Origin of the sequence: Catellatospora sp. NPDC049133 (genome assembly GCF_040648455.1) — a bacterium.
GTDB classification, from domain to species: domain Bacteria; phylum Actinomycetota; class Actinomycetes; order Mycobacteriales; family Micromonosporaceae; genus Catellatospora; species Catellatospora aurea.
This window is the reverse complement of record NZ_JBEZDT010000017.1, coordinates 142,011-161,944: the sequence shown is the minus strand read 5'-3', so window position 1 is coordinate 161,944 and position 19,934 is coordinate 142,011. Positions and strand designations below refer to the sequence as shown.

Genomic DNA, 19,934 nt, shown 5'->3' with positions numbered 1-19,934 from the left:
CACACCGGCGGGGCCGGGACAGGTTCTGCCCTGTTCCGGCCCCGCCGTCGGTCGGGTCACATCCCCCAGAGGTCGTAGAGCGTGTCGCGCATGCGGTGGGCGTAGATGTTCGCGCCCGACACGGTCGGGTGGAAGGACTGCTGGGACTTGCCCAGCGCGTTCCATCCCTCGGGGAAGAACCCGGGCAGCGGGCCCTCCTCACCCGGGGTCAGCACCGTCACGATCCGGTGGATCGACTCGTGCGCGCCGCACACGCCCGAGCCGCTGAAGTCCGAGATCGGGTTCGCGAAGGTGACCTGCAGTCCCGGGAACTCTCCCTTGATCTCGACCACGGCGTCCTGCATCCGCGCGGCTACCAGGTCGGCGGTCTCGGTGAGCCAGTCGACGTCGAGGTCGCCGAACATCAGGTCGCATTCGAGGGTGTCCTCCAGCAGCCGGGGATAACCCATCAACATGATCCTCGCGTTCGGGGCCTTCTTGTGGATCTCCCTGAGCACCGACACCACCGACGCCTTGAACGGCCCGGCCAGGTACGCGGGCTCCGCGATCCGCAGCACCTCGGTGTCACCGTCGAGGACCTGGTTCTTGCAGTCCGACCCCAGGATGCACTTGGTCAGGATCGGCACGAAGCGGGCGTCGTTGCCGCCGATCGACAGGGTCACCAGGGTCGTGAACTCGTCGACATAACCCTGGTCCAGCTGCGTCGGCTCACCCCACAACCGGTAGTCGCCCATCTGCCCGTCGCCGTTGCGCGGTTTGAGCTCGTCGGCCGGCACCGAGTAGTACGGCAGGATGTTCTCCGACTCGGCACCTGAGCACGCCCGCAGGTGGAAGTCCATCTGCGGATCCCAGGTGTCGGCGCGCTCGCCGATGGAGCGCCCGTCGTCGGTCAGCACCGCCTGCCGCGACCAGGCGTACTGCGACCGGTGGCACAGGTTCTGGTAGAGGATCTTCTCGTTGTCGCCGGCGACGAAGATCTTCTGTTTGACGTCGGTCTCCCGGTAGTAGTTCTCCCCGCCCATCGACGAGGCGCCCTCACCGGAGGCGTAGGAGTCGCCGAGCGCGACGATCTGGTGCCGCGGACGCTGCGCCAGCGGCTCGAACGCCACCGCGTCCCACGCGATGTCCTCCTCGCCGGTGCCGTCGCCGGCGTCGCTGGTCAGCCGGATGCGCGGCACCCCGCTGACGGGGAACGCGCCGAGCGACACCCACCGGTTCTGCTGCACCCGCTGCTGCACGATGCGCTTGCGGCCGGTGAACCCGCCGCCGAGGTCGATCTCGTACGCCGCCAGCCGGGTGTGGGCGCCGTGGTCGGGCAGGTGGACCATGAAGCGCGCCCACTGGGTCAGCGGCCGGTCCAGCGCCCACGTGCCGCTGACCTTCATCTTCCCGCCGTCGGCCCCGGCCGGGCGGGTGTGGGCGAACCAGAAGTGCCCGCCGAAGCCGCCGCCGATCTGATGGAAGTCGATCTTCGAAGGGTAGGTTCCGCCCGACCCGCCGAAGTCCAGCGCGAACGTGCCGTTGCTCGTCGGCGGCGTGCACCCGGTCCGCACCGCCGGCGTCCCGTCCGGAACGTCGTCGACGACCAGCGCACCGCCGGGCAGGCCGCCCCGGTCGCAGCGCGGCGGGTAGGACGCCGCGTCGGGCTGGTACGCCCAGCCCGGGTCGAAGCGCAGCAGCTCGTAGCCGCAGTCGTCGACACACGTCTTCCACTGCGCCGGCCGGTGGTACCAGCACTTGAGGTCGTACTGGTTGAAGATGTTCTTGTGGTAGCAGGGCCCGGCCGGCTCTCCGACGACGTCGGGGTCCTGCGGCGGGAACTGCCCGCCCGGCTGGCAGTTGTTGGTGCTGTCGCAGAACAGCTCGATCGGCGGCTTGGCGAGCAGCCGGTTCATCAGCGGCGACGCCCCGCCCCACCACGCCGCCCGGTACGCGCTCACGAGCGTGTCCACGCCGTCGGGCAGGCTCGGCGGGTACGCCGCGAACCCGATGACCTTCTCCGGGTAGGGCCACCACTGCGGGTTGCGCGCGTCGTCGTAGCTGCTTGCCAAGAACGCCGGGCGGCCCGCCGGATACTTCGGATTGATCGGGTTGTTGGCCCAGCCCACGCCCCACGCGCCGTTGTGCTGCGAGGCGGTCGACTCCGGGTAGAACCCGCTGTTGTACGCCCACACGGCGTAGAACCAGTTCTCGATGTTGGCCGCGTCGCCGTCGTTGACGACGAGCCCGGCGTTCCGGGTCTCGTTCCACTTGCGCTGCAGGATCTGCAGCCCCGCGGCGACGTTCACGGCGAAGTCCAGCGCCACGGCGCGCTGCGTCTGATACGGCAGCGCGACCTCGCCGGGCTTCTCCTTGCCCGCCAGCCGCATGCCGTCGGTGACCTGCCCGACACCGTAGCCGCAGTCCGCCTTGGCCCAGTTGATGTCCCAGTCGTCGGCCGGAGTGCTGTTGTAGATCTCCAGTCCGTAGAAGTTGCCGATCAGCGGGTTGGCGGTCACGCCGGGCACGGCGAACCGCGCCGCCTGCCACATGTTCGACTCCTGGGCGACGATGCCCAGGTAGATCTGCGCCGGCACCCGGCCGCCGCCCGCCAGCGGCACCCGCGGGAACAGCCCCAGCGGCGAGTACGCCGGCATGCCCAGGTTCATCCAGTTCGCCGGCCGCGACGCGTACCCGGTGCCGGTGACCGCCTGGTCGACGGCCCATTCCACCTGACGCGGCCGCGGCTGCAGGGCCTGGTTGCGCGGATCGTTGCGCGGCACCGCGCAGTAGCGCTCGGTCTCGTCCTCGACCGGCGACGCGGGGCTCGCCAGCGACGGAGCGACACGCAGCCCCGCCGGACGCGACACCGACAGCTTCGGGTGCGCCGATCGGCCCGGCGGCGTGCTGCCCGGCCGCGCCGCCGAGGCGTGCACCCCGAACCTGACCTCCCGGCCGGTCTTGCGGACCTTGGCGGTGACAGCGACGGCACGCGGCACCGACGGATCCGAGGCGAGCTGCCGGTTGTCACCGGCGAACCCCACCCGGGTCAGCACCAGCTCGCCGCGGCTGGACAGCGCCGCCCCCGCCGGGGCGGGCACCCGGGTGATCGCGGCCGGCAGCGCCGCGGGCAGGGTGGCGGTCTCGCCGGTGATGAAGACCCGGCCGCCCGCGGCGCGGGCCAGCCCCAGACCGGTCCGCGCGCCCTGGGCCAGCGTCGACGCCACCGACCGGCGGGCGCCGTCGGCGAGGCGGACCCGTGCCTGGTCGCCGGCGTGCTCCAGGAACACGACCCGGCCAGCCGCGTCCGGCACGAGGCCGTACGCGACGCCCGCGGTGCGGGTCAGGCCGCTGGCCTTGCCCGCCTTGTCGACCCGTACCAGCTGCTCACTGGCGGCCGCGACGATCCCGCCGGGCACCGGCACCGCCGAGGTGAGTTCGATGCCGACCGTGACCGGCGCGGCGACCTTGGCGGTGTCGAGGTCCACCGACAGCAGCCGGGTCTGCCCGGCGACCCCGCCGAACTGCGACAGCACGGCGGTGGAGCCCGCGCCGCAGCCCGGGCTGAAGTAGGCCAGCGACGACATCACGGGCAGCTTGACGACCGTGCCGGAGACCAGGTCGACGACCGCGGCGAACCCGCCCCGGTCGAACAGCCGCTCCTCGTTGGTGAACGTACGCGGCGCGTACACCACCGCGAGCCGGCGACCCGAACCGGACAGGCAGGCGTTGCCGATCCACTGGTCGGTTTCGAACCCCGGCTCGGACAGCGAGGCGACCGCACGCCACGTGTAGCCGGTGTCGGCGGCCGCGGCCAGGATGTGGAACCCGTTGGCGTCACCTGAGGTGGTCCAGGCGATGTCGGTGGACTTGCGCCAGCCTGAGCCGAGCGCGGCGTCCCGTGCGGCGGGTGCGACGGCCATCGGCGCGTCCTCGGCAGGGACGGCAGGGGCGGCGTCGGATGGCGGCCGGGCGGCCGGTGGCGCCGGGGCGGCGATGGCCGGCTGCGGCAGCAACGCCAGCACGGTGAGTATCACCAGTGCCGGCAGGCCGGGCCGTGGGCGAACAGACATGCGTACCTCGTTCCGCGGGTCGGGAAAAGACGCCGCCAAGGTCGCAAGGGCGGTCATCACCGTGCCATCACCGCCGCATCCCCTGGTGGGCGAGCACAGCACGACGGCCGGTGTCCTCCCGATGAGGAGGACACCGGCCGTCGCACGCTGTCAGTAGCAGGTCGTCCAGTCGAAGGCGCTGCCGGCGGCGTAGATCTGGCCGCGCCCGCACCGTCCCGCGTCGTTGAGCATCTTGGAGTACCGCACGCCGTTGCCCGCGGGCAGGTACACGGTGCCGTAGATGGTGCCGTAGTTGCCGTACGGATGGGTGCTCATCGCGGCGCCCTGTACGTTGTTGCAGCACACGTACGCGTTGCCGCGGATCCAGATCGTCTGGCAGTAGTTGCTGTACCGCAGCTCGATGTAGTCGCTGCCGTGCCAGGCGGTGTCGATGGTCACCGCGTCGTCGCCGCAGGCGATGTAGCAGTACTGGCCGCAGTAGGTGGCCGGGAACGTCGCCGGGTCCTGGTAGTCGCAGCGGGAGCCGCAGCTCCAGGCCAGCGTGCCCATCCCGGCCGGGCGGGCGAGTGCCTTGCCGTCCACGGTGGCCGTCGCCGCGCCCGACGTCAGCTCCTTGAGGATGCGGGCGACGTCGGTGCGGGCCGGGGCGCTCACCGCTGCCGACGTGGCGTCGCCGGCCGGGGCGGTCGGCGCGGCCGATCCGGAGCCGGCCGTCAAGAACAGGGTCCCTAGTGTGGCGACCACCGTGAGGGCGGCCACTCGTCGAATGCTGAACGACATGCTGTGTCTCCCAATGCTGGACCGGTTACCGAGCAGATGAACTCTCGGCCGTCGGGCCATCGGCGCCTCATCGCAGCGCCATCACGGCCGCCGCGCGCGGAGTCCCGCGAAGGCGACAGCACCGGGCGATGCCCGGACACAGCTGATCGTCAGGAGGCGGGCTGCGCGCCGCGGTGGCGTGGGCGACACTGTTGCGGTCCAGCGACGGCGGCGATGGGAGCAGGATGCCGACGAGTGTCATCGGACGGGTGGGACGCTGGTGCTTCCGGCACTGGGCGCTGGTCCTGCTGGCCTGGGCCCTGGCGGTCGCCGCCGGAGTCGTCTCGGTCGGCCCGCTGTTCAGCCGCCTGTCCGACAACAGGTTGCCGCAAGGGGTCGAGTCGGTCGTCGCCGCAGACGTGATCACCGAGGGCGCAGACTCGGCGGGCACCGTCGTCGGGGTCGTGGACGGCATCGACCCGGCCGATCCCGCGGTGCGCGCCGCGCTGCTCACCGCCACGCCCCGGCTGGCGGAGATCCCCGGCGTGAAATCGGTCGAGCATCCCTACACGACGCCCGCGGCCGCCCCGCGGCTGACCTCTTCGGACGGTCGCGCCGTCATCGTCTCGGTGACCTTGACGGCCTTGGACCGGCCCGCCCGCGACCGGGCCGCGATCGACATCGGGCGGGCCCTGCACGACCTGCGCGGCGACCTTCCAGCGGGAGCGAGCGTGGAGGTGGGCGGTGCGCCGGTGCTCAGCGTCCAGACCCGAACCGCGGTCAAGGAGGACCTGGCCCGAGCCGAATACGTCTCGCTGCCGTTGACGCTGCTCGTCCTCATCGTGATCTTCGGCGGCCTGGTCGCCGCGGGCCTGCCGGTGCTCACGGCGGTGGTGTCGGTGGCCGCCGCCATGGGCCTGATGCTCGGCTTCTCCTACCTCACCGACGTCGACCAGGACGGCGTCACCGTGGTGAGCCTGCTCGGGCTCGGCCTCGCCGTCGACTACGGGCTGCTGCTCGTCGCGCGCTACCGCGAGGAACTGCTCGACGGCTGGCCGCCCGAGACGGCGATCGCCCGAGCCTGGGCGACCGCGGGCCGCGCCACCCTGTTCAGCGCGCTGACCGTGGCTGCCGCACTCAGCGGCCTGCTCATGTTCGACCTGCCGACGCTCACCGCGCTGGGCGTCGCGGGGGTGTCGATCGCCGTCGTCGCCATGGCGGCGTCGCTGACCTTCGCCGCCGCCCTCATCGGGCTGCTGCGCCGGTGGATCAGACCCACCGCCCGCCAGCGCCGGGCCGCCGGCACCGCGAGCGTCGACCGCGGGTTCTTCTACCGGCTTTCCCGGCTCGTCCAGCGCCGGCCCGCACTCGTCGCCCTGGCCACGACGGCGGCGCTGCTCGCCGCGGGAGCTCCACTGATCGATTCGGCGATGCGGCTGCCCAGCCTCGAAGGCGTGCCGCGCAGCATCGAAGCGGCGAGAGTCGCCGACACCCTCACCGAACGCTTCGCCCGCAGACCCGCCGCGGCCATCACCGTGGTGGCGCGGATCCAACCGCAGGCCCTGCAGGAGTGGGCCCAGCGCTGGGCGGGCGATCCGAACGTCGCATCGATCCGGCCAGTGCAGCCACTCGGCCCCGCCGGCGCGCCGACCGCGGCGTCGATCGGGCTGGACCTCCGCGGCGATCCGCAAGGACCTGCCGCGCAGGACCTGGTGCAGGCCATGCGCGCCGACCGGCCGCCCGGCGGCGCGTCGTGGGTGACCGGCGACGCCGCCATGCTCGGCGACCTGGAGGACATCCTCGGCGGCGGGCTGCCCTGGGCGGTCGGCGTGACGCTGCTGGCCATGGTGGCGCTGCTGTTCGCCATGACCGGGTCGCTGGTGGTGCCGGTGAAGGCGATCCTGGCCAACGTCGTCTCCCTCGGCGCCACCTTCGGCGTGCTCACCGCGGTCTTCGGTGAGGGCTTCGCCAGCGGCCTGCTCGACACGTTGACCATCGGCGCCCTCAACCCCTTCGTCGTGGTGCTGGTCTTCGCGTTCGCCTTCGGCCTGTCCATGGACTACGAGGTCTTCCTGCTCGCGCGGATCAAGGAGTACATCGACGCCGACGTCGACACCGACACCGCCGTGCGCCGGGGACTGCAGCACACCGGGCGCGTCATCACCTCGGCCGCGCTGCTGATGGTCATCGTGTTCGCCTGCTTCGCGGCGGCGCGGATCGGCAACATCGAGCAGATCGGGCTGGGGCTGGCGGTGGCCGTGCTCATCGACGCGACCGTGGTGCGCTGTCTGCTCGTGCCGGCCACGATGACTCTGCTCGGCCGCTGGAACTGGTGGGCCCCGCGCTGGCTGTCCCGCCTGCATGGCCGCGTCGGGCTGCGCGAGCACCGGCTGCCCGCACCGGAACCGGGGGCTCGGGAGCTTGTCGCGGCGCGCCCGAACCGATGAGAGCGCGCCGAAGGAGTGTCGATCGGAGGGCTCGCGATCTTGCAGCCGTAAGCTGCTGACATGGACGACCTGACGCTGGATCGGCTGATCACGCATGCCCTCGTCGAGGACTACGACTGGGACGAGGAGCAGGCCGAGGAGGCGGTGGCCGCATGGCGGGACAGCGGGTCGGACGGCGGCTGGGACGCTGCCGCCATCGCGGAGGGCATCCACCGAGCATCCGAGGACGAGGACTGAATCGGGACATGACCCGCCTCGGCAACATCGGGGTCGGGTCTACTCGGTGGCGGGTGCCGACGGTGTCGCACTTGGGCGCTACAGTCGCGCAACATCGCGAGCCCGGAGGTACATGGCGGGGTCTCGGCTGGATGACGCCGGCTGACGCCGGCCTGTCAGCGTAGGACCAGGAGGTCCAGCGAGTCGACTACGGCGCCGGTCTCGGTTTCCGCTGCCCGGTGCAGCCGGGCCAGCCCGGCCGTGTACTCGTCGTCGGTGATCAGTTGCAGAGGCGTGTGGGCCTCACGGCGCAGCCTGGTCGCGGCCTCGCGAAGCGACGGCGCGGTTGTCTGCGGGACCTGTTCGAAGCCGGCGGGGGCGAATCCCGCGGTGGCGAAGGCGGCTTCGACGTCGGCCACGGAGGGGTAGGTGTCCAGCACCCGGACGGCTTCAGGAAAGTAGCGGAACAGGGTGATCGCGTGGTGACGGCCCGCGAATGCCGAGCGGATCAGCACCGGTGCTCCGGGACGCAGTACGCGGCGCAGTTCTCGGGCCGCGTTTGTCAGGTCCGGCACGTGGTGGATGACCGTGGAGAGCCAGGCCGCGTCGACGCTGGCGTCGTCGAGTGGGACACCTTCGGCGTCTCCTGGCACGACGGGCCGGTGGACCGAGCGGGCGCGCATTGCCTCGGAGGGCTCGACCGCGATGACCTCCACGCCGTCGTACCAGGCGGTGAAGGCTCGCGCCCACATGCCGGTGCCGGAGCCCAGGTCGAGCACGCGCATGCCCGGCCGGGGGTCGAGGTGCCGGCTGATCGCCTCCCGCCAGGCCACGAGCTCGGCGTCGATGAGGTGGCGGCTCGCCTCGAACGCCGCCGCGTCCTCATTGTCGTATGCGATTCGGGCCATACTTGACTGAACCGCCTGTGAGCGCGGGCTCGCAAGGAGGTGCCGCTGTGACAAACCACCCACGTCGAGGGGCAGCCGGTCCGATGCGCCTTTCATTAGGGTCGGGCCATGACCGTGGACGGTGCCGTACGAACATGGCTTCGGCAGCGCGGGGCCGAGACGATCCCGCATCCCGGCGGGACTCTCTACGCGCACCTGTGCCGGGTGCACGACCGTCTTGCGGACCTGGAGTGCGGCGTCGACACGCAACTGGCCGGTCTCGCGCATGCCGTATACGGCACCGACGGCTTCGAGGTCGTCCTGCTCGACCTGACGGACCGGGGCATGGCGCAGGACCTCATCGGCCACGAGGCCGAGCAACTGGTCTACCTCTACGGGGCATGCGACCGCAGGCGGACCTGGCGAAACCTCGCGACGACCGGTGAGGTCGTCGACCGCTTCACCGGACAGACCTGGAGTCTGGGCCCCGGTCAGATTCAGCCCTTCGTGGATCTCAGCATCGTCAATGAACTGGACGTCTTCGAGCAAGATCCCTCCGTGGCGGACAAGTACGGCGCGTACTTCCGCTCGCTGTTCGCCGCCTGGGCTCCGATCGCCTCCCCGCAGGTCACCGGTCAGGTTCAGCGCCTGATCGGCCACTAGAAGCGGACGAGCCGCGCCGCCGTCGCCGACCTGGAGAGCAACTTGCCGACCTCGGCGGTCGTATCAGGCATCAGGCCGGCGGATGGACGTCATGCCTGCTCGACGTCCGCGAACAGCCCGGTGAATGTGGCTTTGGCCTCCGCGAGCGCACCGAAGACATCGGCGGCCACAGGTGTCGCGACTGCTGCGGAAGCGTCGTCGTAGCTGTCGAAGTAGAGGTCGAGCGTCCGGTAAGCGGGAACGGCGGAGCCGTCCTCCTTCGGCCACACCTTTGCGGACTCGAGTCGCTGCAGCTTCGGGAACTTCTTAGCCGCCGCCTTCACCTCGGCATAGGTACGCTCGAAGTCCTCCGTGTTCGCGGGATTATCGATGATCAAGGTGATCTTCGTCGGCACAGCGTCCTCCTCGCACATCCTTGGCGGCCGACGATCTTCGGCCACAACCTTCATGGTGCGCCCGCTCTGACCATCTGGCCGGCGGTACACCAGTTCCCAGGCCGGACGCGCGTATGGCGCGTGGGGTGAGGGCCTCGCGGGTGGGTCAGGGCCGGGAATCCGGTGTCGGCGCTTTTGTCCGCTGCGCGGTGACCGCATCCCTACCGGCACCTCCGCTATACGATGGTGGAACGAATCCGGAACTTATCGGACATCGACGTCGCATCGCAGCGCCCACCATCAGCCGGTGGGCAGCCACGGGTTCGTCATCTCCTGCGAGGCGTTCGGAGCAGATCATGGTTCCTGTACGGCATCTGACGGCGACCATCGACGGACAGCAGCTCTTCTACCGCGAGGCCGGCCCGGCCGACGCGCCGACGCTGGTGCTGCTGCACGGCTTCCCGACCAGTTCACACATGTTCCGCCGGCTGATCCCCGCGCTCGCGGACCGCTATCACGTCATCGCGCCCGACCACCTCGGCTACGGCCAGTCGGCGCAGCCCTCGGTCACGGAGTTCGACTACACGTTCGACGCCCTGGGCGCGCTGACCGCCGGCCTGCTCGACCACATCGGCGTCGACACGTTCGCGATGTATGTGCACGACTACGGCGCTCCCATCGGCTGGCGCCTGGCGATGCGCACCCCGGACAAGGTCACTGCGATCATCACCCAGAGCGGCAACGCCTACATGGAGGGTTTCGTCGAGCCCTTCTGGAAAGACCTGTTCGCCTACGCGGCTAATCCCAGCGCCGAAACCGAGCCCGGCGCGCGTAAGGTCCTGACCCTGGACGCCACCCGCTGGCAGTACCTCAACGGCGCACCCGACCCCAGCCTCGTCAGCCCCGACAACTGGCTGCACGACCAGACGCTGCTCGACCGCCCCGGCAACGACAGGATCCAGCTGAAGCTCTTCCACGACTACCCGACCAACATCGACGGATACCCCAAGCTGCAGGAGTACTTCCGCACCAGCCAGGTGCCGCTGCTGGCGGTCTGGGGCGCCAACGACGCCATCTTCGGCCCCGACGGCGCCCGCGCGTTCCAGCGCGACCTGCCCCATGCCGACATCCACCTGCTGGACGCGGGACACTTCGCGCTCGAAACCCACCTCGACGCGATCACCGGCTACATCCGCGGGTTCCTCGGGACTCTTCCTGCCGTGAGCTGAGGACCCTGAACGTTTCCGGCCGCGGCCGTTCACCACGGTGGCTTGCGGTGGGTCCGGGCTCAGCCGAACAGAGCGCTGCGCACCAGGCGGGCCAGATGTTCCTGCAGGTGCTGCGGGCTCATCTGCGCCACCGGCCCCACCCCGATGATGTACCGGCTGAAGGTGACGCCGATCAGCACCGCGGCGAGCAGGTCGACCCGCACGTCGGCGTCGTCGCCGGTGACCACCTGCTTGTAGGCGGCGGCGGTGCGGTCCAGCATCGCGCTGTAGAGATCGACTGCGGCCCGTTCGTTGGATGCCGCGCTGCGGAGTACGGCGACGACGGGGTCGCCGGCGGAGTCGTGCTCCAACCGGTCGACGTAGGCGGCGGCGACCCGCTCCGGCAGGGTCTGCGGGTCGCCGTCGACGACGAGGCCGACGTCGCGGGTGCCGGGCACGGCCGCCAGGAACAGTTGCTCCTTGGAGCCGAACTGGCGCATCACCAGGCCGTGGGTGACCCCGGCGCGCTGTGCGATGTCGCGCACCGTCGCGCGGGTGTATCCGCACTCGGCGAACGCCGCCTGTGCTGCTCGCAGGATCAGGTCCCGGTTGCCCTCAGGATCCCGGCGGTGCCTGCGCCGGGGCGCGCCGTCGCCCTCAGCGGGCGCGTTCTGCTGTGACATACGCCCTAATGTACACGTGGCCATTAAGAGAATGCGCAGTTCAGATCCGTTGTTGACCAGTTCGTAAGCAACTCTGATCGGAGCCTGATGAGAATTCAGCCCCTTGCGCGACTCAAGACGACCCTCGGCGATCTCGACATCCCGGTCACGGACACCGCCATCGCGGTACAGGGTTGACCCGTGGGGACAGTGCCGACCCGTCCACCGCGGGCTCTCGCTTCGCCGAGATCGTCCCGGCCCATCACAAGATCATCAAGTCGAACACAGCAGACGGAGAACACGATGAGCAAGCAGCTTGAAGGCAAGACCGCCGTCGTCACCGGCGGAACGACCGGCATCGGGTTGGGCGCGGCGAAGCGGCTCGCCGAGGAAGGGGCCCAAGTCTTCCTGGTCGGCCGCCGCAAGGAGCAGGTGGACGCGGCCGTGGCCGACATCGGCGCCAACGCGACGGGGCTGGTCGGCGACGTGACCAGGCCCGACGACCTCGACCGGCTGTACGAAGCCGTCCGTGCCCGGGGCAACGGCCTTGACATCGTCTTCGCCAACGCGGGCGGCGGCGAGTTCGCCACGTTGGAACAGGTGACCGAGAAGCACTTCGACGACACGTTCGGGCTCAACGTCAAGGCACTGCTGTTCACGGTCCAGAAGGCACTGCCGCTGCTCAACGAGGACGCCTCCATCATCTTGAACGCGTCGACGGCGGCCACCCGAGGCAGCAAAGCCTTCGGCGTCTACGGCGCGTCCAAGGCCGCCGTACGGGCCCTGGCACGCACCTGGGCCGCCGAACTCGCCGACCGCAAGGTCAGGGTCAACGCGATCAGCCCTGGACCGATCGAGACACCCGGGATCACCGGCCTCGCCCCGAACGACGCCGCCGCGGAGGCGCTCAAGGCCGAGTTGGTCAGCACACTTCCACTCGGCCGCATGGGCCGCCCCGAGGAGGTGGGCAACGTCGTGGTGTTCCTTGCCTCGTCGGCGAGCAGCTTCATGACCGGCACCGACGTGTTCGTCGACGGCGGGCAGAACCAGGTCTGAGAACGCTTCTGGCAAGCAGGTGAGCAGGCGGAGTCGGGCAACCAGGCCCGGCTCCGCCTCGACCCGCCCGTCCGGCCGGAATCCGGGCGACGGGCCCGTCAAGCGTTGACCGACAAGCTCCGGGTCATGCCGCGCCGCTGCAGGTACTGGCGCGCGTGGATCAGGGCGGTGATCCCTTCACCGACCGCGGTGCCGAGCTGCTTGGTCGACCCGGCCCGTACGTCCCCGGCGGCGTAGACGCCGGGCATGCTCGCGGCGAGCGTGTCGTCGGTGGTGACGAACCCCCACTGGTCCAGGTGCAAGGACTGCCGCAGGAAGCCGGAGTTGGGGTCCATGCCGATGTAGACGAAAGCAGCGTCCGGACGCCAGTTCAGCTGTTCGCCCGTGACCGCGTCGCGGGCAGTCACCTCGTACAGCTTCCCGGCCTTGGCGGTCAACGCGGTGATCTGGGTGTTGGTGTGCACCGTGAACTCGGGGTGCTCGGAGATCTTGTTCTGCAGCAGCGTGGAACCCTTCAACGCCGGCGATTGCTCGACGATGCGGACCCGGCCGGCGAACTGCGAGAGGAACAGCGCCTCCTCCAGCCCGGAGTTGCCGCCGCCGACGACCAGCAGTTCGTCGGCGCCGTGGTAGAACGGCCCGTCGCAGGTGGCGCAGTAATGGACTCCGGCGCCGATGAGCTCGTCCTCACCGGGTAGCCCGAGCCTGCGGTATGAGGAGCCGGTGGCCACGATCGCCGCGCCGGCACACAGCTGCTGGCCGCTGCTCAAGGCGACCGTCACGTCCTGCCCGTCGAGCGCCAGCTGCGCCACCTCGACGGCTGACAGCAGCTCGACGCCGTAGCGGCGGCCCTGCGCGACGAACCGGGCGGCGAGCTCCGCGCCCCCGACTCCGTCCGGGAATCCGGGGTAGTTGTCGATCTGCTGGGTGGCTCCGGCCTGACCGCCCAGGGCCCCCTTGTCGACGACGACGGCGTCGATGCCCTCTCGGGCGGCATAGATGGCCGCGGCCAGGCCGGCGGGCCCGCCGCCGATGATCGCCAGGTCGTAGACGTCGCGCTCGGCGCGAAGGTTCAAACCCAGCTTCGCCGCGATCGTATGGTTTGACGGGTTCACCATCATCGCGCCGTCGTCGAAGACGACCGTGGGGATGGTCTGGCCGCCGTTCTGCAGCCGCCGCACCTCGGCGTGAGCTTGGATGTCCTGGTCGATGTCGACCCAGTCGTATCGGGCGCGATGCTCGGTCAGGAACTTCTTGACGCGACGGCAGTCCGGACACCAGGGAGCCCCGTAGACCCTTATCATCGCCACCGCCCCACCGGTCGCCTTCACCACCAGAAGCACATGACTAACCATTCAGCGTAGCCATCGATACGGCATCGCGTGTCCGTTTCTCGATGTCCTGGCGGGACCGGATTCCGCGTGGGTGATGCCGTCGGGTCAGCAGATCGCCGAGCAGGCGGCAGGTGACCGCGAGCTCCAGTGCGGCGTCGGCCTGCTCCAGCAGCGCGAGGGCCGCGCGGTAGTGCTCCTCGGCCGTGGCCGCGTCGCTGTCGGTGGCCAGGATCAGGCCGAGCCGGCGGTGGATGTCGGAGACGGCCATCAGGTCGTCGGCCGGGTCGATGGCGGCCAAGGTGGTGTTCAGGAGCGGTTTGGCCTGGTCCGGATGACCCTGCCGGCGCAGCACGTCGGCGATCTCGCAGTCGAGCCGCAGCACGTGGAAGGCCGCTCCCGCGGCGACCAGCACCTCCCGGCGGCTGGGCGAGGTGCTCCGCATGGGTGACCGGTAGACGCGGGTCCGTTCGCCAAGGCGGCCGGCCCAACTGCCGGGACGGGCAGGACAGATCGACACTTGTCCATTTATTCTTTGGCCATCCGCTTCATCGATGGAGGGAAGATGCGCAGAGTCAAGATGGCGATCGCCGCGACGGTCCTCGTCGGCGCCACCGTGTTCGTCGGAGCCACGCCCGCACACGCGACACCCAGCCTTCGCGGCGTCGTCTACGACTACTCGGAGTGCGTCCGGATCGGCAACTACGGCATCCAGAACTACGGCTGGACCGGCCCACTCCAGTGCGTCTGGTACCCGAGTGGCAGCAGCTACCCCGCGGGCTACTGGTTCATCTACGCCTGACGCGCGGCAACCGGCGAACCCTCGCCGAAGAGCAGCAGGCGACCATCCATGACGGCCTGCCGACCCTTCGCCCTCAAGCGCTGCATCGCGGCAGCCTGGTGAAGCGGTCCGCGCCAGAGCCTGGCCGTGGCGCCACCCGGTCACCGCCGGAACCAGCGGCGACCGGGTGGCGGACCTACCGCACACCGAACGGTCAGACCGCCGACAGGCTGGGGCGCGGATGGAACAGGCGAATCCGGCTGACCCGTTGATCACGGAGCCGATGCGCCCAGACCACCGCCGGCGGGCAGTGCTCCGGGTCGTCGGGCGGGCTGATCAGGTCGGCCTCCCAGATCAGCACGTCCCCGCTGACCAGCACGTTCCTGACCCGCTGGCGCACCCCGTCGGTCAGGTCGAGGTCCATTCCCGCCAGAAGCACGCCCGGGCCGCGGCTGACGTGGCCGCCGGGGGTGACCACCTCCAGGTCCGGCCACCACGCCTGCCGTACGACCTGAGCGAATTCACCGCGTTCGGCCGCCACGAGGGTCTGTTCGGCTTCCCGTCGCCGTGTTTCGGCCTGCGCGGTGGCATCGCCGTGGGCCAGCTCCGCAGTCTCCCGCAGCAGGCCGGCGAGCCGGGTCCGGCCCTGGTTCAACCGGCTGCGCACGGTGCCGACCGGCACTCCGCACAGCGCGGCGATCTGCTCGTAGGAGTTCACCTCACTGAAGTAGCGCAGCAGCGTGACCAGCCGGACGGGTTCGGACAGCCCGGCCAGCGCGTGCCAGATCCAGTCCCGCTGGGCCTGCTGTTCCATCAGTTCGTCCGGCGTCGGCCCGTCCGCGGCCAGTGGCAGGGAGGCGAGATCGGGCAGGGGCACCGGCCGGGTGGGGCGCATCCGCATCCGGCAGTTGTTGCGCACGATGGTTCGCAGCCAGGGACCGACCGCCGCAGGGTCGCGCAGCCGGTCGATCCGGGACAACGCCATCAGCATCGCGTCCTGGACCGCGTCCTCGGCGTCGGGCCCGTACCCGAGCACGCCCAGCGCGACCGCGAGCATGCCCGCCCGGTGCCGCGCCAGCAGCACGGCAAGGCTCGACGGGTCCCCTGCCCACGCCGCGCGGACCAGCTGCTCGTCGCTGTCAGAATCTGCGGACACACCAAGCTCCCGATCATCGGCACGAGCCGCGAGTGGCTCGCCGGCTCCGCTCGCGACCGTACGTCCGGGCGAAGCCGACGCCGATCAGATGCCGCGTACCGTGACGAATCACACGGCTCGCGGGGCGGACCGGGAAGTTCGGCCTGCCCCGCGAGCCGGCGGTCATGCCACTGCGACCTGCTGACGGTCGACGAACTCGACGACCGCGCGGCTGAACGATTCCGGCCGCTCCAGGTGGGCCATGTGCCCGCAGTCCAGGACGAGCAGCTGCGAGGTCGGCATGGCCTCGTGCAGCAGCCTGCCCCAACGGCTGCCGCAGATGAAGTCCTGGTCGCCGCTGATGATCAGCGCCGGCACATGCAGCGAGCCCAGTTCGTGACGCACGTCGAACGGGGCCGGCTCGACGCCGCCGGACGGATCGATCCAGGCGCGGAACCCGGCGAACGCCGGCGCGAGTTCGCTCTCCTGAGCCCAGTAGTCGGCGAAGTACGCCGGCAGCACCTGACGCATGAGTTCCGTGAACGTCTGGTCGTCGGTGGCGGCCAGGGCCTGCGGGAACACGGCGGGGATCGCCGCCGCCTGCGGCCGGTGCGGCAGCCGTTCGGGCAGCCGCCGGAGGTTGTCCATCGCGTCGTTCCAGAACTCGGGACCGGTGACCGGGGACGTGGCGTACAGGATGAGGCCGGCGACCCGGTCCGGATGGGCCAGCGCGTACCGCTGTGCGACGAACCCGCCGTGCGAATGCCCGAGCAGGTACGCCTGGGCCACCCCGAGGTGGTCGAGCACGCCGTGCACGAAACGCGCATACGTATCGATGCGGTAGTCGCGCCGGTCGGTGAGGCGGCCGGAGGTCCCGGTGCCGACCGGTTCCAGGTACACCATCGTCAGATGCGCCTCCAACGCCGGCATGCGCAGGTATTGCCAGCTCATGCCGGGTCCGCCGGAGTGCGCCAGGCAGACCGGCCCGGTTCCGGCGACGTGGTACACCTGCCGTGTCCCGTCGATCTCCACCTCGTGGGTGCCATGCGTGACCGCGGTGGCGAAAGTCATGATCATCTCCTGTATGCGCGGCGGTGGCGGGCGGAGCCCGCCCGACCTCATCCCGATGCACCGGAACCGGGCGGAGTTCGCCGCCCACGCCGGGTTTCCGGCCGATCGGTCGGTGACGGTCACCACACCGTCGGGGCTTCTCCCGATCCCTACTCGGTGACCTTGACCTGCCGAGGGCCTGCTCTGCGTGCGGCGCTCCGTGGTCGCTTCCGTGGTCGCCACGGATGTGGGCGGGTCGGTCTGGAGGCGAAGCTGTGCTCAGACACCACGACAGCCACCCGAAGGAGCACGCCATGACCTCCATCAACCACCTCATCCTCGACGTCACCGACCCGGCCGCGGCCGACGCGTTCTACACCGCGGCCTTCGGACTGGGCGAACGCATCCGCGTGCGGGCCGGCGACGAACCGACGGCCGGGTTCCGCGGCTACGCGATCTCGCTGGTCGTGCCCCAGCCCTGCGACGTGGACAGCTTCTTCGCCACAGCCCTGGCCGCCGGAGCGACCGTGCTCAAGCCGGCGAGCAAGAGCTTCTGGGGCTACGGCGGCACCCTCCAGGACCCGTTCGGCACCATCTGGAAGCTCGCGTCGGCGGAGAAGAAGAACTCCGGCCCCGCCACGCGGCAGGTCGACGATCTCGTGCTGCTGCTCGGCGTCGACAACGTCAAGGCGACCAAGCAGTTCTACGCCGACCGCGGCCTGCCGGTGGCCAAGAGCTTCGGCAGCAAGTACGTCGAGTTCGGCACCTCGACCATCAAAATGGCGCTCTACAGCCGCAAGTTCGCCGCCAAGGACTCCGGCGTGTCACCCGAGGGCTCAGGCTCGCACCGCATCACCGTCGGCAGCGACACCGGCGGCTTCGTCGACCTCGACGGCTTCCGCTGGGAGACCGTGTCCGCTTAAGCGTCCCGAGTGCGAGGTGCCCACCCGGCGAAAGACGCCGGGTGGGCACGCGAGCGCGGTTCCGGCTCAGCGCACCTACCCGAGCATGATGACGCCCTGGGTGTCCTGCCCGTTGCCGTTCCAGTCGCCGATGACCGGGATGGCGCCCGGGTCGCCATACGGCCGCACGCGGGTCACCGGCTGCTGGGTGTCGGACTCGGTCAGGAAGTAGAACGTGCTGGTCGACGGACGGTAGACGCCGATCTCGGCAATGCGGTCGGTGGTCCAGTCACCCACGATCGGGATGTCACCGGCGTTGCCGAAGGGCACCGCGCCACCCGTGATCTTGTAGAAGGTGGCGTTGCTGGGCCGGTAGACGCCTATGTCGTCGCGGCCGTCGCCGTTCCAGTCCCCGATGATCGGCAGATCGCCGGCGTTGCCGTAGGCGATGGGCGCCGGCGCGGCATCCCCGTCGAGCATGTGGAAGTAGAACGTGCCGTTGCTGGGACGGTAGACGCCGATGTCGTCGCGCCCGTCACCGTCCCAGTCCCCCGCGATCGGCTTGTCGCCGAAGTTGCCCAGGCGCACCACCACGTCGGCGAGGCCGCCGGCGCACGGGCAGTTGCGCAGGTAGAACGTCCAGGTCGTGGGATCGTACAGGCCGATGCCATCGCCGAGATGGCCGTCCCAGTCCCCCGCGATCACCTCGGCGGCGCCGAACCCGTAGGAGAAGGCCGCAAGCGTGGCGGTGCTCGCGCTCAGCGAGTCCGACAGCGCGAACACCGGCACGGCGCCGCGCGAGCGGAAGAAGCTGGTCTCCTTGCGGGCACCCGCCCACGACATGGAGAAGTGGACGTGATCGGTGTGCGGATTGGACCCGGTGTAGGTCACCCAGTTCTTGTTGCCGGTGGTGGACCACAGGGTGATGATGCGCCTGTTCCAGATGATCTCACCGATGCCCAGCCGGCGGGCGTTGGCGTGCGGATTGCCACGCTCGTCGGTGGCCAGCAACCAGGTCAGCACCTCGTTCACCCGGGCCGCTTCGAAAGCGTTGCCGGCGTTCATCCCCCAGTCCCATGCGCGGCTCTCCCTGTGGTACGAGGTGGAGTCGTCCGCGCAATTCGTGTAGCCGAGGTGACGGCCGCCGGCGCCGGCGAGCACCATGTCGTGCAGGTAGACCGTGCCAGGCTGCGCCGTGGTGATGCAGGAGGTCGGCAACTGCCGCGTCGGGTAGCTGTCGATGCCGGTATAGACCCCGGCCGTGCTGCTCGCGGCGTGGGCGCCGCCGGCGCCGACCATCTGGCCCGCCAGAGCCATCGTGACGGCCGCGATGACCGTCAACGCGCGTCGGACCGGGGGTCTCCCCCCGGTGCGGGTCATGGGCATGCTGGTCTCCTCTGCGTGTGGGGGTGAACGCGACCGTCTGGCCGCGGCTGGTGTGCGACGGGTCGGCGGTCGGTTGACCGCCGGGCGGTGCGGGACGACGCAGCTCGCTCGTCCACACACAGCCACCGCCACGCACAGCGTGTTGCCGATGCGCGGTGCGCCCGGTCGCCACCGACCCACTCCGGATCGCTCAGGCGTCGATGCTGGTGCCACCCGTCCGGTCAGGACCAGCGCCGGATCCGACCGGACGCCGCACGGTGTGCGAGCGGCCACCGGTCCCGGCTGATCGTCGACATCGGACACGGGCGAACTAGTGGCGGCGATAGCGCGCACCCAGCGAGACTGTCTCGGCCTGCCCCGCCAGGCGTGCCGGAGACGACCACCGAAGATGGGATCCACTCACCGATGCCGGCTTGGCCGACGAGCCGGCTCGGTCACCGCCAGATCATTCACCTGACGGAAATAGACAGCGAGCCGAATCGACACGCCGACATCGATACCATGTGTCGATCGGACGGTGGCTGCCAGTAACAGCTACCACGGGTTCCTACAACGGGCGCGGCGTAAAGGCGGTTGGCATGGAGCGTTCGATTCAACCGGTGGAGTCGGCACGCCGCCAGATCGCCGCCGCGGCGTACCTGATAGCCGAACACCAGCCCACGAGCAGGACACTTTGCTCCTGCGGCCGGCTGCTGCCGTGTGGGGTCGCCATCGCGAGCTCGCGAGCCCACGACCACAACAGTTCGGTGCTGGCGATGCTGCACGCCACCCTGGAACTGCCCACGATCGCCACGGCTGGTCGATAAGCCCGAACTGCCTGTCCGGGGTCGCTGTCATCACGTACGAGCCCCGCAGCTGACGTACGCTGAGACGTCCGCGGTCTCGGCCGGCCGAGCGCCGCGTGACCGCGTGCCACGGTCGTGTCGCGACCCGCCGCCGCGCCCAGGATTACACCGGCATCGGCAGAGAACGGCCGGCGCGGGTGCCGGAACAGCGCGGCCGCGTTCGCAGTAGGGGCGTGCACC

At 70.2% G+C, this 19,934-nt stretch carries 18 protein-coding genes; 8 read left to right on the top strand and 10 right to left on the bottom strand.

Going from position 1 to position 19,934, the window contains the following annotated elements:
- Positions 1-56: 56 nt before the first annotated feature.
- Entirely contained in the window at positions 57-4,052 is a 3,996-nt protein-coding gene (locus AB0B35_RS20890) for a hypothetical protein (protein ID WP_361047854.1), read from the bottom strand.
- A 150-nt stretch (positions 4,053-4,202) separates the two neighbouring features.
- Positions 4,203-4,832, bottom strand: a complete 630-nt coding sequence (locus AB0B35_RS20885) for a DUF2690 domain-containing protein (RefSeq protein WP_361047853.1) — start codon at positions 4,830-4,832, stop codon at positions 4,203-4,205.
- Positions 4,833-5,056: 224 nt separating this feature from the next.
- On the opposite strand from AB0B35_RS20885, the gene AB0B35_RS20880 reads away from it, so the two are divergent.
- Entirely contained in the window at positions 5,057-7,258 is a 2,202-nt protein-coding gene (locus AB0B35_RS20880; protein WP_361047851.1) for an MMPL family transporter, read from the top strand.
- 60 nt (positions 7,259-7,318) lie between these two features.
- Complete coding sequence (locus AB0B35_RS20875) at positions 7,319-7,495, top strand: hypothetical protein (protein WP_361047849.1); 177 nt, start codon at positions 7,319-7,321, stop codon at positions 7,493-7,495.
- A 155-nt stretch (positions 7,496-7,650) separates the two neighbouring features.
- Here the strand turns inward: AB0B35_RS20875 and AB0B35_RS20870 are convergent, their stop codons facing one another.
- Entirely contained in the window at positions 7,651-8,382 is a 732-nt protein-coding gene (locus tag AB0B35_RS20870; protein WP_361047846.1) for a methyltransferase domain-containing protein, read from the bottom strand.
- Between the two features lie 108 nt (positions 8,383-8,490).
- On the opposite strand from AB0B35_RS20870, the gene AB0B35_RS20865 reads away from it, so the two are divergent.
- Complete coding sequence (locus AB0B35_RS20865) at positions 8,491-9,024, top strand: DUF6817 domain-containing protein (protein ID WP_361047844.1); 534 nt, start codon at positions 8,491-8,493, stop codon at positions 9,022-9,024.
- 89 nt (positions 9,025-9,113) lie between these two features.
- Here the strand turns inward: AB0B35_RS20865 and AB0B35_RS20860 are convergent, their stop codons facing one another.
- Positions 9,114-9,419, bottom strand: coding sequence for an EthD family reductase (locus AB0B35_RS20860; protein ID WP_361047841.1), 306 nt, complete (start codon positions 9,417-9,419; stop codon positions 9,114-9,116).
- Between the two features lie 335 nt (positions 9,420-9,754).
- Between AB0B35_RS20860 and AB0B35_RS20855 the strand changes: the two genes are divergently transcribed.
- Positions 9,755-10,627, top strand: coding sequence for an alpha/beta hydrolase (locus AB0B35_RS20855; RefSeq protein WP_361047839.1), 873 nt, complete (start codon positions 9,755-9,757; stop codon positions 10,625-10,627).
- A 59-nt stretch (positions 10,628-10,686) separates the two neighbouring features.
- On the opposite strand, the gene AB0B35_RS20850 is transcribed toward AB0B35_RS20855, so the two are convergent.
- On the bottom strand, positions 10,687-11,289 hold the full coding sequence (locus tag AB0B35_RS20850) for a TetR family transcriptional regulator (protein ID WP_360537696.1): 603 nt from the start codon (positions 11,287-11,289) through the stop codon (positions 10,687-10,689).
- Positions 11,290-11,571: 282 nt separating this feature from the next.
- On the opposite strand from AB0B35_RS20850, the gene AB0B35_RS20845 reads away from it, so the two are divergent.
- Positions 11,572-12,324 carry an SDR family oxidoreductase gene (locus AB0B35_RS20845; protein WP_361047836.1) on the top strand — a complete coding sequence of 251 codons (753 nt, stop codon included), beginning with the start codon at positions 11,572-11,574 and terminating at the stop codon, positions 12,322-12,324.
- Positions 12,325-12,422: 98 nt separating this feature from the next.
- Here the strand turns inward: AB0B35_RS20845 and AB0B35_RS20840 are convergent, their stop codons facing one another.
- Together AB0B35_RS20840 and AB0B35_RS20835 are read right to left on the bottom strand one after the other, a co-directional pair.
- Positions 12,423-13,667 (bottom strand): FAD-dependent oxidoreductase, encoded by a 1,245-nt coding sequence (locus AB0B35_RS20840; RefSeq protein WP_361047833.1) that lies wholly within the window; start codon positions 13,665-13,667, stop codon positions 12,423-12,425.
- Positions 13,668-13,671: 4 nt separating this feature from the next.
- A complete protein-coding gene (locus AB0B35_RS20835) occupies positions 13,672-14,070 on the bottom strand; it encodes a tetratricopeptide repeat protein (RefSeq protein ID WP_361047831.1) in 399 nt (132 codons plus the stop codon).
- A 150-nt stretch (positions 14,071-14,220) separates the two neighbouring features.
- Here AB0B35_RS20835 and AB0B35_RS20830 point away from each other — a divergent pair, with 150 nt between their 5' ends.
- Positions 14,221-14,457: a hypothetical protein gene (locus AB0B35_RS20830; protein ID WP_360537702.1), complete on the top strand. Its 237-nt coding sequence runs from the start codon at positions 14,221-14,223 to the stop codon at positions 14,455-14,457.
- 193 nt (positions 14,458-14,650) lie between these two features.
- On the opposite strand, the gene AB0B35_RS20825 is transcribed toward AB0B35_RS20830, so the two are convergent.
- Together AB0B35_RS20825 and AB0B35_RS20820 are read right to left on the bottom strand one after the other, a co-directional pair.
- A complete protein-coding gene (locus tag AB0B35_RS20825; RefSeq protein WP_361047828.1) occupies positions 14,651-15,592 on the bottom strand; it encodes a sigma-70 family RNA polymerase sigma factor in 942 nt (313 codons plus the stop codon).
- A 162-nt stretch (positions 15,593-15,754) separates the two neighbouring features.
- Positions 15,755-16,642 (bottom strand): alpha/beta hydrolase, encoded by an 888-nt coding sequence (locus AB0B35_RS20820; protein ID WP_361047826.1) that lies wholly within the window; start codon positions 16,640-16,642, stop codon positions 15,755-15,757.
- A gap of 293 nt (positions 16,643-16,935) precedes the next feature.
- On the opposite strand from AB0B35_RS20820, the gene AB0B35_RS20815 reads away from it, so the two are divergent.
- Complete coding sequence (locus AB0B35_RS20815; RefSeq protein ID WP_361047823.1) at positions 16,936-17,544, top strand: glyoxalase; 609 nt, start codon at positions 16,936-16,938, stop codon at positions 17,542-17,544.
- Between the two features lie 75 nt (positions 17,545-17,619).
- On the opposite strand, the gene AB0B35_RS20810 is transcribed toward AB0B35_RS20815, so the two are convergent.
- A complete protein-coding gene (locus AB0B35_RS20810) occupies positions 17,620-18,909 on the bottom strand; it encodes a hypothetical protein (RefSeq protein ID WP_361047821.1) in 1,290 nt (429 codons plus the stop codon).
- Positions 18,910-19,487: 578 nt separating this feature from the next.
- Between AB0B35_RS20810 and AB0B35_RS20805 the strand changes: the two genes are divergently transcribed.
- Entirely contained in the window at positions 19,488-19,715 is a 228-nt protein-coding gene (locus AB0B35_RS20805) for a hypothetical protein (protein WP_361047818.1), read from the top strand.
- The last annotated feature ends 219 nt before the right edge of the window (positions 19,716-19,934 follow it).

Coding starts and splice junctions, on each gene's coding strand:
- AB0B35_RS20890 (WP_361047854.1), bottom strand. CDS start 4,052: ATGTCTGTTCGCCCACGGCCCGGCCTGCCGGCACTGGTGATACTCACC.
- AB0B35_RS20885 (WP_361047853.1), bottom strand. CDS start 4,832: ATGTCGTTCAGCATTCGACGAGTGGCCGCCCTCACGGTGGTCGCCACA.
- AB0B35_RS20880 (WP_361047851.1), top strand. CDS start 5,057: ATGCCGACGAGTGTCATCGGACGGGTGGGACGCTGGTGCTTCCGGCAC.
- AB0B35_RS20875 (WP_361047849.1), top strand. CDS start 7,319: ATGGACGACCTGACGCTGGATCGGCTGATCACGCATGCCCTCGTCGAG.
- AB0B35_RS20870 (WP_361047846.1), bottom strand. CDS start 8,382: ATGGCCCGAATCGCATACGACAATGAGGACGCGGCGGCGTTCGAGGCG.
- AB0B35_RS20865 (WP_361047844.1), top strand. CDS start 8,491: ATGACCGTGGACGGTGCCGTACGAACATGGCTTCGGCAGCGCGGGGCC.
- AB0B35_RS20855 (WP_361047839.1), top strand. CDS start 9,755: ATGGTTCCTGTACGGCATCTGACGGCGACCATCGACGGACAGCAGCTC.
- AB0B35_RS20850 (WP_360537696.1), bottom strand. CDS start 11,289: ATGTCACAGCAGAACGCGCCCGCTGAGGGCGACGGCGCGCCCCGGCGC.
- AB0B35_RS20845 (WP_361047836.1), top strand. CDS start 11,572: ATGAGCAAGCAGCTTGAAGGCAAGACCGCCGTCGTCACCGGCGGAACG.
- AB0B35_RS20830 (WP_360537702.1), top strand. CDS start 14,221: ATGCGCAGAGTCAAGATGGCGATCGCCGCGACGGTCCTCGTCGGCGCC.
- AB0B35_RS20820 (WP_361047826.1), bottom strand. CDS start 16,642: ATGACTTTCGCCACCGCGGTCACGCATGGCACCCACGAGGTGGAGATC.
- AB0B35_RS20815 (WP_361047823.1), top strand. CDS start 16,936: ATGACCTCCATCAACCACCTCATCCTCGACGTCACCGACCCGGCCGCG.
- AB0B35_RS20810 (WP_361047821.1), bottom strand. CDS start 18,909: ATGCCCATGACCCGCACCGGGGGGAGACCCCCGGTCCGACGCGCGTTG.
- AB0B35_RS20805 (WP_361047818.1), top strand. CDS start 19,488: ATGGAGCGTTCGATTCAACCGGTGGAGTCGGCACGCCGCCAGATCGCC.